We start from the raw sequence: 12,787 nt of genomic DNA on the forward strand, positions 1-12,787 counted from the left end.
GGCGTTTGCTCCAGGCCGTGTCACCCGTGTGTGAGACATACGGTCTGGTGCTCGCGGGCGGTTACGCCATGAGAGCTCATGGCTTCACCGACCGGCCGGGCGCCGGCCTCGACTTCGCCACCGCCATGGAGACATCCCTTCGCGAGGTGGCGGGCGGCGTCGCCGGCGCGTTCCTGGACGCGGGCCTGCGGGCATCGATCACCGACGTCACGCCGCGGACGGCGCGCCTGATGGTCGAGGACATGACGACCGGGGAAAGGTGTGCGATCGACCTGCTGCGCGAGGCGTTCCAGCAGCCGCCTCGAACGGCTCGCGGCCGTGCACCATGACGGCTTCTCGCCTCATGAGCTGCTCATGCGGCTGGAGCGCGTCGAGGGCATGACCGTTGAGGCGTTCGAGGCGTACGGCGTGGACGAAGCGCGGATCGTGGAGATCCGGCAGTTCGTGCAGGGCTGGGTGGAGGACCTCAAGCTGCGGCGGGTCGACGACGGTGACGCCGGCCATGACGATCCCGATCTGCCGGACATCGACTGATCTCCTGCAAGCCCGTCAGCGAGTCCGCGCCGACCAGTTCCGCGAACGTCCGGCCGGGTGCGGTCGGCGCCTCGGAGGTCGTCGGAATGCGCCGCTTCCGGATGCCGTCTCCTCCTCACGAAGGAGGAGTCAACCAAAGTTGACATACTAGGGTCGTCAATTTAGGTTGACTCTGGCGATCGGTGTCGATCGAGGGCTCCCGTTCGTTGGAGCAAAGTCGAGAAATGTCGTGAAGGGGGTTGCGGTGGTCAAGGAGTTGCTCGCCTACGTTCGCCCGCACAGAAAGGTCCTGTTCCTGGGCGGCCTGCTGGGCCTGATCGGCTCGGTGGCGGGTCTGGCGATGCCGTTGCTGGCCAAGTACGTCGTCGACGCGTTCGGCCAGAACACGTCGATGGCCGGACCGCTGTTAGGGCTCACCGTCGCGGTGCTGGTGGGCGCGGTCGTGTCGGCCGGTGGCAGTTACCTGATGGAACGCACGGGCGAGGGCATCGTGCTCGGCGCCAGGCGCGGGCTCGTGGACCGGATGTTGCGCCTCAAGGTCGCCGACGTCGACCGGCTCAAGCCCGGAGACCTGATGTCGCGGGTGACCAGCGACACGACGCTGCTGCGCGCCGTGCTGACCAACGGCATCGTCGAGTCGGTGAGCGCGGCGTTCATGCTGGTCGGGGCCATCGTCATGATGGCGGCCATGGACGGCGTGCTGCTGCTGATCACGCTGCTCGTGGTGGTGGTGATCGGCGGGCTGGTCGCGCTGATCATGCCGAGGATCCAGCGGGCCCAGACGCACGCCCAGGAGGCCGTGGGCGAGATGGGAGCCGTGCTGGACCGGGCGCTGCAGGCGTACAGGACGGTGAAGGCGAGCGGCGCGGAGGAACGGGAGATCGCCGAGGTGGGCGAGGCGGCGGTCCGCGCCCGTGACAGGGGCCTGCAGGTCGCCGGGTGGACCTCGCTCGCGGGTGTGGCGACGTGGATGGCGGTGCAGATCGCGTTCCTGTGCGTGCTGGGCGTCGGCGGGTCGAGGGTGGCCTCCGGCACGCTCGAGGTGTCGTCGCTGATCGCGTTCCTGCTCTACCTGTTCTACCTCGTGCCGCCGATCGGGCAGCTGGTCCAGGGCGGTGTGCAGCTCCAGCAGGGACTGGCCGCGCTCAAGCGGATCAAGGAGATCGAAGAGCTGCCCGCGGAGCCGACCGAGCCGGTCCGCGTCGCCCAGGGCAGCGTCGAGCCGGTCGGGGTGACGTTCGAGGGCGTGGTGTTCCGGTACGGCGACGACCGGCCGATCGTGCACGACGGGGTCACCTTCGAGGTGCCGCCCGGCGGCCTGACCGCGCTGGTGGGGCCGTCGGGGGCGGGGAAGTCGACGGTGTTCGCCCTGCTCGAACGCTTCTACGACCACCAGGGCGGCACGATCAGGATCGGCGGCCGCGACATCCGCGACTGGCCGCTCGGCGAGCTGCGGGCCGCACTGGGCTACGTCGAGCAGGACGCCCCCGTGCTGGCCGGCACGTTGCGGGAGAACCTGCTCTTCGCCGCCAGGGACGCCACGGAGGAGGAGCTGCGCCGCGCGATCGCCCGCACCCGGCTCGACGACCTGGTGGCCAGGCTGCCCGAAGGGCTGGAGACGGCGGTCGGGCACCGCGGGGTGCTGCTGTCCGGCGGCGAGCGGCAGCGCGTCGCCATCGCCAGGGCGCTGCTGCGCAAGCCCAGGCTCCTGCTGCTCGACGAGGCCACCTCGCAGCTCGACGCGGTCAACGAGCTGCGGCTGCGCGAGGTCATCGCCGAGGTGGCCGCGGAGACCACGGTGCTCGTCATCGCGCACCGCCTGTCCACCGTGACCAACGCCGACCGGATCGTGGTCATGGAGAGCGGAGGGGTGCGCGCGGTCGGCACGCACGACGAGCTGGTCGGCCTGGACGACCTCTATCGCGAGCTGGCGGCCACCCAGTTCCTGGTGAGCTAGCCGATGTAGTCTGCGGGTGACATTGATGAATGCTCTCATTCAGGAGGGTCACCATGAGCCGCAGCGTGCGCGCGCCGCGAGGCACGACGATCACCGCCAAGGGGTGGCCGCAGGAGGCGGCGCTCCGCATGCTCCAGAACAACCTGGACCCGGAGGTGGCCGAGCACCCCGAGCAGCTGGTCGTCTACGGCGGCTCGGGCCGCGCCGCACGTGACTGGCCGTCGTTCGACGCGCTGGTCAGGACGCTGACGACGCTCGAGGGCGACGAGACCCTCCTGGTGCAGTCGGGGCGCCCCGTGGGCGTGTTCCGCACCCACGAATGGGCGCCCCGGGTGCTCATCGCCAACTCCAACCTGGTGCCCGACTGGGCGAACTGGGAGGAGTTCCGGCGGCTGGAGGCGGCCGGCCTCACCATGTACGGGCAGATGACCGCCGGCTCGTGGATCTACATCGGCACGCAGGGCATCCTGCAGGGCACGTACGAGACGTTCGCGGCGGTCGCCGACAGGCGCTTCGGCGGGTCGCTGGCCGGGACGATCACGCTGACGGCCGGGCTCGGCGGGATGGGCGGCGCCCAGCCGCTGGCCGTCACCATGAACGGCGGCGTGGTCATCTGCGTCGACTGCGACCCGCGCTCGGTCACCCGCCGCATCGAGCACCGCTACCTCGACGTGGCCGCGGAGTCGCTGGACGAGGCGCTGCGGCTGGCCTACGAGGCGCGCGACGCCCGCAGGCCGCTGTCGATCGGGGTGGTGGCCAACGCCGCGGAGGCGGTGCCCGACCTGCTGGCCCGCGGCGCGGAGATCGACATCGTCACCGACCAGACCTCGGCCCACGACCCGCTGATGTACCTCCCGGAGGGGGTGGCCTTCGAGGACATGGCGGCCGAGCGCGACAAGGACCCGGCCGGGTTCACCGAGCGGGCGCGGGCCTCTCTGGCCCGGCACGTGAGCGCCATGGTGGGCTTCAAGGACGCCGGCGCGGAGGTGTTCGACTACGGCAACTCCATCCGCGGCGAGGCCCGGCTGGCCGGCTACGAGCGGGCGTTCGACTTCCCCGGGTTCGTGCCGGCGTACATCAGGCCGCTGTTCTGCGCGGGCAAGGGCCCGTTCCGGTGGGCGGCGCTGAGCGGCGACCCGGCGGACATCGCCGCCACCGACCGGGCGATCCTGGAGCTCTTCCCGGAGAACGAGGCGCTCGCCAGGTGGATCAGGAAGGCCGGCGAGCAGGTGCACTTCCAGGGCCTGCCCGCGCGCATCTGCTGGCTGGGCTACGGCGAGCGCAACCTGGCGGGCGAGCGGTTCAACGACATGGTGGCGTCCGGCGAGCTCAAGGCGCCCGTCGTGATCGGGCGCGACCACCTCGACAGCGGGTCGGTGGCCTCCCCCTACCGCGAGACGGAGTCCATGGCCGACGGGTCCGACGCGATCGCGGACTGGCCGCTGCTCAACGCCATGCTCAACACCGCCTCGGGGGCCGCCTGGGTGTCCATCCACCACGGCGGCGGGGTCGGCATCGGGCGTTCGATCCACGCCGGCCAGGTAACGGTCGCCGACGGCACCCCGCTCGCCGGAGAGAAGCTCGACCGGGTGCTCACGAACGACCCGGGCACCGGCGTCATGCGCCACGTCGACGCGGGCTACGACGAGGCGGCCACGGTGGCGGAGGAACGCGGCGTCCGCATCCCGATGCGCGAATCCTGAGTGACTCCTGATGCCGATGTGGGATGAGGACGCCGGGGTCGCGGCGTTGGAGGAGGCGTGACGGGCGCATATCACAGCGGGCTGGACCGGTTGCTCGACGGTCGCAGGCTCTCACCGGTGCAGCGGAGGATCACACTCTATTTGTCGGAACACCTGGAGGAGGCCATCTTCCTGTCGAGCGTGGAGCTGGCCGAGCGGGTGGGGGTGAGCCAGCCGTCCGTGACCAGGTTCGCGATGGTGCTCGGCTTCGCCGGCTATCCGGAGCTGCGGCAGGCGCTGCGCCCGCTGGTGCTGGGCGGGCCGCCGGAGGGGCCGCAGGAGAGCCTCATCAAAGGGGCCATCGACCGCGAGATCACAAACCTGGCCTCGGTGCGCGACCGGCTGCCGTCACTCCCGCTCAAGGAGCTGGGCGAGTGCCTGGCCGCCGCCGAGCCGCTCCCGGTGCTGGGCCTGCGCGTCTCGGCGGGGCTGGCCACCACGTTCGCCTACTACGGCCGGCGCGTCCATCCCGACGTGCGCCTGCTCGCGCACGGCGGTTCGGAGCTGATCGACGGCCTGCACGCCGCCCGCCGCGCCGGGGCGGAGTGGCTGGTGGCCGTGGTGCTGCCGCGTTACCCGGTCGAGGTGATGAACGCCCTGGAATACGCGGACAAGCTCGGCTACCGGGTGGCCGCGATCTGCGACCGGCCCGACTTCCCCGCCGAGGTGGTGCTGGACGCGCCGGTCGGCGACCGGCTGGTGTTCGACTCCCACGCGGCGCCGCTCGCCCTGGCCATGGCCCTGGTGGAGGCCATGGCCGACGCGGCGCCGCTGCGCACCCAGGCGCGGCTGGAGGAGTACGAGCGGATGACGGACGAGACCGGCACGTTCCTAACCGGCGATCCTGCGTAGCGAGCGCATCGACCAGATCGTGGTGAGCACCGCCAGCACGATGAACAGCCCGAACGCCACCGGGATCGACGAGTCGGACAGCCGCCCGGCGAACAACGCCCGCCCGGCCTCGACCGCGTGGTAGAGCGGGTTGATCGGGGCCAGCGCCTTCATCCAGTCGGGCGCGAACGAGATCGGCACGAACAACCCGGCCAGCAGCATGATCGGCAGCATGAACAGGTTGAGCGTCTGCGACATGCCGTTCTCGTCGCGCACGGTCAGCGCCAGCCCCTGCGACAGTCCCGAGGCGAACAACCCGGTGGCCGCCATGAGCAGCAGCACCAGCACCAGCTCGACGACCCCGATGCGCACGCCCATCGCGGTCGCCACGACCAGCACCAGGATCGCCTGGCACACCAGCACGACCATGTCCTTCGCCACCCGCCCGAGCACGATGGCCGGCCGCCACGCGGGGCTGACGGCGTATCGCTCGAGCGAGCCGTTGCGCAACTCGGCGATCAGGCCGAACCCGGAGAACAACGAACCGAAGACCGCGATCATCATCATCGACGCCGGCGTGAACATGCGCAGCGCGTCGACGGTGGTGCCGCCCGGGGTCATGGTCCTGAGCAGCGGCGCGAACATCAGCAGATAGAGCACCGGCTGCATGATGCCGAACAGCGGCCAGACGGGATTGCTGAACGACTTCTTCAGCTCGTAGCCGGTGAACAGGACGGTGTGGCGGATCATGAGCCGGCTCCAGCGTCACGAAGGGTGCGGCCGGTCTTGGCCAGGAAGACGTCGTCGAGGGTGGACCTGTCGAGCGCGATCGAGCTCAGCCCGATCCCCTGCTCCTCCAGCGCCCGCAGCAGCGCGGGCAGCGTGTGCTCGCCGTCGTCGACGTAGACGCGCAGCACGTCCTCGTCGACGCGGGTCTCGCGGGCCAGGGGCCTGAGCGTGTCGGCGGCCTTGCCGAGGTCGTCCGCCCTGAGCGTGATCACGTCGCCGGACACCTGCCGTTTGAGGTCGCCGGGGGTGCCCTCCGCCACGACCTCGCCGTGGTCGACGATCATCAGCCGGTCGCACAGGGCGTCGGCCTCGTCGAGGTAGTGGGTGCTGAGCAGCACGCTCGTGCCCGCCTCGCGCAACTGCCTGATGCGCTCCCACAGGTTGGCGCGGTTCTGCGGGTCGAGGCCGGTGGTGGGCTCGTCGAGGAAGAGCAGCGGCGGGCTGTGCACCAGTCCGATGGCGATGGCCACGCGCCGCTTCTGGCCGCCGGAGAGCGTACGGCCCGGGCGGTCGGCCATCTCGGTCAGGTCGAAGCGCTCCAGCACCTCGGCCGTGGCCCGCTTCGGATCGGCCACGTTGTGGATCCTGGCGGCCATCACGATCTGGGCCCTGGCGCTCGTGGTGTCCTCCACCCCGCCGGCCTGGCTCACGTAGCCGAGGTTGCGGCGGACGGCGGCGGGCTCCTTGAGCAGATCGTGGCCGGCGATGACGGCCGTGCCCGCGTCCGGGGCGATCAGCGTGGAGAGCATGCGGATCGTGGTGGTCTTTCCGGCGCCGTTGGGGCCGAGCACGCCGAAGATCTCGCCCTTCTTCACCTCCAAGCCGACACCGCGTACGGCCTCGACGGTCTGTGTGCCTTTCCTGCTCCTGGTGGTGAACGTCTTGCGCAGGCCGTCTGCCTGAATGATCATGAGGATTCTCGCTCCTTCTGGGCGACTCGCCCACTTCGAGCTGCCCGATCGCCGGCCGGCCCGGGCTTTCGGCATGGCTCTGGTCAGGCGGGGTTTCCCGCCCGGGTGCCGGGGGCGCCGTGACGTCCTCCGGCGCCTGAAACGTGTTCGAAGGTCTTCGCGCTCATCGCGAGCTGAGGCATCCTGCCACACAAGGCGCCTGGAATCTCCCTCTTTTTCGGCCAATCCATGAACCGCGGCGGGTCGACGGCTCCAGCGTGCCCTGTCAAGGTCCATAAGCTGGGCTCATGAGTGAACGACCGACGGCGCTGGTCACCGGCGCTTCCCGGGGCGTCGGCGCGGCCGTCGCCAGGGCCCTGGCCCCGACGCACGACGTCCTGCTCGGCGGCCGCGACGAGGCCGCGCTCGCCGCGACGGCGGCCGAGCTGCCCGGCGCGCGGCCGTGGCCGGTGGAGCTGACACGGGTCACGCAGGCCGACGTCGAGCACGTCGAGCGGCTCGACGTGCTCGTGCACTGCGCCGGGATCAGCGAGCTGGGCCGGATCGCCGACCAGCCCGCCGACGTGTGGCGCAGGACCATGGACGTCAACGTCGTCGCCGTCGCCGAGCTGACCAGGCTGCTCCTGCCCGCGCTCAGGCGGGCCGGCGGCCACGTCGTCTGCGTCAACTCGGGCGCGGGCCAGCGGGTGAACCCCGGCTGGGGCTCCTACTCCGCCAGCAAGTTCGCGTTGAAGGCCCTCGCCGACGCGCTGCGCCTGGAGGAGCCCGAGCTGCGGGTCACCACGGTCTACCCCGGCCGTACGGCCACCGACATGCAGCGCGGCGTGCGCGAGTTCGAGGGCGGGGACTTCGAGCCGGAGCGTTACCTCACCCCGGAGAGCGTGGCGCGGGCGGTGCTGGCCGCCGTCACCGCGGGCCCCGACGCCCACCTCACCGAGCTGACCATCCGGCCCCGGGGCTGAATGGGTCCATTCACTAGAGTGGGGTCATGCTTGAACCACTCGCGCACGTAGGACGAGATCCGGCGACCGGCGGCTACGTCAGAGACGCCTGGTCGCCCGCTGACCTGGAGCTACGCGAATGGTTCGCGGGAGAGGCCACGCGCAGGGGGCTCGACCTGCGCGAGGACCGCAACGGCAACCTGTGGGCATGGTGGGGCGACCCCTCGCCGCGGCGGCCCGGCGTGGTCACGGGCAGCCACCTCGACTCGGTGCGCCAGGGCGGCGCGTACGACGGGCCGCTGGGCGTCGTGTCGGCCTTCGCCGCGCTCGACCTGCTGAGAACGCGCGGCGTCACCCCCGCCGTGCCCGTCGGGGTCGCCTGCTTCACCGACGAGGAGGGCGCCAGGTTCGGCGTCCCCTGCATGGGGTCGCGGCTGCTCACCGGCCTCCTTGAGCCCGATCGGGCGCTCGGGCTCAAGGACGACGACGGCGACACGCTGGCCGACGTCATGACCCGGGCGGGGCGCACCCCCCGCGCGATCGGGCGTGACGGCGAGACCCTGGCCATGATCGGCACGTTCGTCGAGCTCCACGTCGAGCAGGGGCGCGGCCTCGTGACGGAGGGCCGCCCGGTGGGGGTGGCCGACGCGATCTGGCCGCACGGGCGGTGGCGGTTCGACTTCCGGGGCCGGGCCGACCACGCGGGCACCACCCGGCTGGCCGACCGCGACGACCCTATGGTGCCGTTCGCCCGCATGGTGCAGGCCGCGCGGGAGCTGGCGGAGCGGCACGGCGTGGTGGCCACGGTGGGCAAGGTCCGCGTCTCGCCCGGCAACGCCAACGCGATCCCCGGCCTGGTCTCGGCCTGGCTCGACGCGCGCGGCGCCGGCGAGGCGGCCGTACGCGCCCTTGTCGCGGACCTGACGGCCGAGGCCCCGGCGGACGTGCGGGAGGAGTCGTGGACGCCGGTCGTCGACTTCGACGTGGCACTGCGGGACCGGCTGGCCAGGGTGGCCGGAGGCGACACGCCCGCGCCGATCCTGGCGACAGGAGCCGGGCACGACGCGGGAATCCTGGCGACGGCGGGTGTCCCGAGCGCCATGGTGTTCGTCAGGAACCCCACCGGCGTGTCCCACTCGCCCGATGAGCACGCCGAACGGGCAGACTGCGAAGCGGGAGTCGTGGCACTCGCGAACGTGCTGGAGGATCTGTGTCGCTGACCGAGACGAAGTCGAGATCCTGATGGGCGAGCGGAGCGCCGTGCCTTTCGAGGGGGTCGCGGAGGGCGAGACCCCCCGCGTGTACTGGTGCGAGCAGGCGTGGCTGCCCGACGGCGTCACCGACGGCGTGCTCATCGAGATCGAGGGCGCCAGGATCGCGCACATCGGCCAGGGCCCGCCTGGCTCCGCCGAGCGGCTGGCGGGGCTCACCATCCCCGGCCTGGCCAACGCCCACTCCCACGCCTTCCACCGCGCGCTGCGCGGCAGCGCCCAGGAGGGCAAGGGCGACTTCTGGACCTGGCGCGAGCGGATGTACACCGTGGCCGCCAAGCTCGACCCCGACTCCTATCTCCGCCTGGCCAGGGCCGTCTACGCCGAGATGGCGCTGGCCGGGGTGACGTGCGTGGGCGAGTTCCACTACCTGCACCACGCCGCGGACGGTCACCCCTACGACGACCCCAACGCGATGGGGCACGCCCTCATCCAGGCCGCCCGCGACGCCGGCCTGCGCATCGCGCTGCTCGACACCTGCTATCTGTCCGGAGGCATCGGCGTGCCCCTGGACGGCACGCAGCTGCGCTTCACCGACGGCGACGCCGAAGGCTGGGACGCCAGGGCGGAGGAGCTGGCGGCGGCGTACGAAGGGCAGCCCGACGTGGAGATCGGCGCGGCCGTCCACTCGGTGCGCGCGGTGCCGCCCGAGCAGATGCCGGTCGTGGCCGAGTTCTCCCACCGCAACGCCGCGCCCCTGCACGTGCACGTCTCGGAACAGCGGGCGGAGAACACCGCGTGCGTCGAGACGTACGCGGCCACGCCCGTCCAGGTGCTGCACGAGCGGGGCGTGCTGGGGCCCCGCTCGACCGCCGTGCACGCCACCCACCTGGCCGACGTGGACATCGAGCTGCTCGGCCAGTCGGGCTCCTACATCTGCATGTGCCCCACCACCGAACGCGACCTCGCCGACGGCGTCGGCCCGGCCAGGGCGGCGGCCGACCGCGGGGCGTCCATCACGCTCGGCTCCGACAGCCACGCCGTGATCGACCTGTTCGAGGAGGCCAGGGCGGTCGAGCTGGACGAGCGGCTGGCCAGCCACCAGCGCGGCCACTGGCGCGCCGACGAGCTCCTCGCCGCCGCCACCGTCACGGGGCACACCTCGCTCGGCTTCCCCGGCGCGGGGCTGCTCGTGCCGGGCGCGTGGGCCGACCTGGTGTCCGTACGCCTCGACTCCGTGCGCACGGCGGGCGCGCGCGGGCTGGAGGCCGTGGTGTACGCGGCCACGGCGGCCGACGTGCACACGGTCGTCTCCGGCGGCCGGCGCGTGGTCACCGACGGGCGCCACCGGCTCGGCGACGTCGGCGCCATGCTCGCCGAGGCGATCGGCGCCCTGCGATGACCGCCCGGACCGGATCCCGGCGCGCCACCCCGCGGTGACCGCGTAGATCGGCGCCCCTGCCAAGACCGACCACTCAGGAGGAACCATGACGGGCACGACGCTGATCGACGGGATCGGGCTCCTGTACACCGGCGACCCGGAACGCGAGGAGATCCCTGACGCGGCCCTCGTCATCGACGACGGCCAGGTCGCCTGGACCGGGCCCGCGAGCCGGGCGCCCGACGCCGACGAGCGCGTGGACGCCGGAGGCAGGGCCGTCATCCCCGGCTTCGTCGACAGTCACGCCCACCTGGTCTTCGCCGGCGACAGGACCGCCGAGTTCCAGGCCCGCATGTCCGGCGAGCCCTACACCGGAGGCGGCATCAGGACCACGGTCGCCGCCACCCGCGCGGCCGGCGACGCCGAGCTGGCCACCCGCGCCCTCGGCCTGGTGAACGAGATGCTCGCCCAGGGCACGACCACCGTGGAGATCAAGAGCGGCTACGGCCTGTCCGTCGGGGACGAGCGCCGCTGCCTGGAGATCGCCACCGCGCTGACCGACGAGACCACCTTCCTCGGCGCGCACGTCGTTCCCTCCGGCATGGACTCCGACGCGTACGTCCGGCTCGTCGCCGGGGAGATGCTCGAAGCGTGCGCCCCCTACGCGAAGTGGGTGGACGTGTTCTGCGAGCGCGGGGCGTTCGACGGCGACCAGACGCGGGAGATCCTGACGGCGGGCGTGAAGGCGGGGCTCGGGGCGCGGGTGCACGCCAACCAGCTGACGGAGGGGCCGGGCGTGCGGATCGCCTGCGAGATCGGCGCCGCCTCCGCCGACCACTGCACCCACCTCACGCCGGCCGACGTGGACGCGCTGGCCTCCTCCGGCACCGTGGCGACGCTGCTGCCGGGGGCCGAGTTCTCCACGCGGTCGCCGTACCCGGACGCGCGGCGGCTGCTCGACGCGGGAGCGACGGTGGCGCTGGCGACCGACTGCAACCCGGGGTCGTCGTTCACGTCGTCGATGGCGTTCTGCGTGGCGCTGGCCGTACGCGAGATGCGGATGACGCCGCTGGAGGCGATCAGGGCGGCCACGTACGGCGGGGCACGCGCGCTCCGGCGTGCGGACGTAGGCTGGTTGCGGCGCGGAGCCCGCGCGGACCTCGTCATCCTCGACGCCCCCTCTTATGCGCACCTCGCTTACCGACCTGGCGTTCCCCTTGTCCACCAGGTGTTTCACGGCGGCCTCCTCCTTGAGGAGGACATCCAGAACCCTCCCTCCGACGTAGTGCTTTAGGGAATCTTTGCCTGTGGCCGGACGTTGGCCCGGTAGGGAACGCAGCTGCGGGAACGAGGTGCCTGGGGATGGCAAGGCCTACGGGGAGTCGCACGCAAGAGCAGCATGTCGCCGACCGCGACCTGCTGGGGACCTATCTGGCCGAGATCGGCCGGGTCCCGCTGCTCACGGCGGAGGAAGAGGTGGAGCTCGCCAAGCGGATAGAGGCGGGGCTGTTCGCCGAGCAGTTGCTCGACAGCGGGGGCTCGGAGCCGCGCATCGGGGACGCGGCGGACGAGGAGCTGGAGCGCCTGGCCATTTCCGGCCAGCGGGCGAAAGACGAGTTCATCCAGGCCAACCTGCGCCTGGTGGTGGCGGTGGCCAGGAAATACTCCGGCCGGGGGATGCCGCTCATCGATCTGGTGCAGGAAGGAAACCTCGGCCTGGTCCGCGCCGTGGAGAAGTTCGACTACCGGCGGGGCTACAAGTTCTCCACCTACGCGACGTGGTGGATCAGGCAGTCGGTGGGGCGGGCCATCCACGAGCAGGCGCGGCCGGTGCGGCTGCCCACGCACGCGGGCGAGCAGATGACCCGGTTGATGCGCGTGCGGCGCGACATCCTGGCGGAGTTCGACGCCGAGCCGACCGACGACGACCTCGCCGAGATCCTCGACCTGCCGATCGAGCGGGTGCGGGAGCTGCGGCGGTGGGCGTCGGATCCGGTCTCGCTCCAGCTCGGGGTGGGCGACGAGGACGAGACCGAACTGGGCGACATGATCGCCGACGAGACGTGGGCGGATCCCGAGCAGCAGGCCATCGACATCCTGGAGCGGGAGCGGCTGAACGAGTGGCTGACCGGGCTCGAGGGCGTCACCAGCGAGATGTTGCGCTGGCGCTACGGCCTGCTCGACGGGCGCGAGCACACGCTCACGGAGGTCGGTGAGCGTTACGGCATCGGCCGCGACCGCGCCCGCCGCATCGAGCGGGACGCGCTGGCCCGCCTGCGCAAGATGGCCACGGCCGCCGCCTGAGGTTCACGGCGGGATGAGCGGGCCGTAGGCACGCAGTGCGGCGCCCGGCCCGAGGGGGTTCCCAAGAAAGCTTCTCAAGGGAGCAGCCCGAACGCGACCTGAGCGGCCCCACCGGCAGAAGCAAGCAGATCGGGGCTTCTCTGGGGGACCACCGGCACGCTGCGAAGCACGCACACGTAGGGTCGG

At 71.8% G+C, this 12,787-nt stretch carries 12 protein-coding genes; 10 read left to right on the plus strand and 2 right to left on the minus strand.

The genetic code is table 11. The features are described 5' to 3' along the window. Positions 1 to 26: 26 nt before the first annotated feature. The 5 genes from ABGB14_RS44020 (at position 27) to ABGB14_RS44040 (ending at position 5,085) form a co-directional block, all read left to right on the plus strand. Positions 27 to 329, plus strand: a complete 303-nt coding sequence (locus ABGB14_RS44020) for a hypothetical protein (RefSeq protein WP_347649842.1) — start codon at positions 27 to 29, stop codon at positions 327 to 329. A 25-nt stretch (positions 330 to 354) separates the two neighbouring features. Further along, positions 355 to 534 carry a hypothetical protein gene (locus ABGB14_RS44025; RefSeq protein ID WP_347649843.1) on the plus strand — a complete coding sequence of 60 codons (180 nt, stop codon included), beginning with the start codon at positions 355 to 357 and terminating at the stop codon, positions 532 to 534. Between the two features lie 229 nt (positions 535 to 763). After that, complete coding sequence (locus tag ABGB14_RS44030; RefSeq protein WP_347649844.1) at positions 764 to 2,491, plus strand: ABC transporter ATP-binding protein; 1,728 nt, start codon at positions 764 to 766, stop codon at positions 2,489 to 2,491. Between the two features lie 53 nt (positions 2,492 to 2,544). Then, a complete protein-coding gene (gene hutU, locus ABGB14_RS44035) occupies positions 2,545 to 4,194 on the plus strand; it encodes a urocanate hydratase (protein WP_347649845.1) in 1,650 nt (549 codons plus the stop codon). A 57-nt stretch (positions 4,195 to 4,251) separates the two neighbouring features. Then, the gene (locus tag ABGB14_RS44040) at positions 4,252 to 5,085 is read left to right on the plus strand and encodes a MurR/RpiR family transcriptional regulator (protein ID WP_347649846.1); all 834 of its coding nucleotides are present in this window, start codon (positions 4,252 to 4,254) and stop codon (positions 5,083 to 5,085) included. Here the strand turns inward: ABGB14_RS44040 and ABGB14_RS44045 are convergent. Together ABGB14_RS44045 and ABGB14_RS44050 are read right to left on the minus strand one after the other, a co-directional pair. Continuing rightward, positions 5,065 to 5,814 (minus strand): ABC transporter permease, encoded by a 750-nt coding sequence (locus ABGB14_RS44045; RefSeq protein ID WP_347649847.1) that lies wholly within the window; start codon positions 5,812 to 5,814, stop codon positions 5,065 to 5,067. The genes ABGB14_RS44040 and ABGB14_RS44045 overlap by 21 nt on opposite strands. Continuing rightward, positions 5,811 to 6,764 (minus strand): ATP-binding cassette domain-containing protein, encoded by a 954-nt coding sequence (locus ABGB14_RS44050; RefSeq protein ID WP_347649848.1) that lies wholly within the window; start codon positions 6,762 to 6,764, stop codon positions 5,811 to 5,813. The genes ABGB14_RS44045 and ABGB14_RS44050 overlap by 4 nt, the downstream gene beginning before the upstream one ends. Positions 6,765 to 7,051: 287 nt before the next feature. Between ABGB14_RS44050 and ABGB14_RS44055 the strand changes: the two genes are divergently transcribed. From ABGB14_RS44055 to ABGB14_RS44075, 5 genes are all read left to right on the plus strand, one after another. Beyond that, on the plus strand, positions 7,052 to 7,726 hold the full coding sequence (locus ABGB14_RS44055; RefSeq protein ID WP_347649849.1) for an SDR family oxidoreductase: 675 nt from the start codon (positions 7,052 to 7,054) through the stop codon (positions 7,724 to 7,726). Positions 7,727 to 7,752: 26 nt separating this feature from the next. After that, a complete protein-coding gene (locus tag ABGB14_RS44060; protein WP_347649850.1) occupies positions 7,753 to 8,925 on the plus strand; it encodes an allantoate amidohydrolase in 1,173 nt (390 codons plus the stop codon). Positions 8,926 to 8,947: 22 nt separating this feature from the next. Next, positions 8,948 to 10,318, plus strand: a complete 1,371-nt coding sequence (locus ABGB14_RS44065; RefSeq protein ID WP_347649851.1) for a formimidoylglutamate deiminase — start codon at positions 8,948 to 8,950, stop codon at positions 10,316 to 10,318. Between the two features lie 85 nt (positions 10,319 to 10,403). Further along, positions 10,404 to 11,591 (plus strand): imidazolonepropionase, encoded by a 1,188-nt coding sequence (gene hutI, locus ABGB14_RS44070; protein WP_347649852.1) that lies wholly within the window; start codon positions 10,404 to 10,406, stop codon positions 11,589 to 11,591. A gap of 68 nt (positions 11,592 to 11,659) precedes the next feature. Next, on the plus strand, positions 11,660 to 12,601 hold the full coding sequence (locus ABGB14_RS44075) for a sigma-70 family RNA polymerase sigma factor (RefSeq protein ID WP_132509943.1): 942 nt from the start codon (positions 11,660 to 11,662) through the stop codon (positions 12,599 to 12,601). Positions 12,602 to 12,787: the final 186 nt, after the last annotated feature.

This window comes from Nonomuraea sp. B10E15 (assembly GCF_039871615.1).
Taxonomy (GTDB): domain Bacteria; phylum Actinomycetota; class Actinomycetes; order Streptosporangiales; family Streptosporangiaceae; genus Nonomuraea.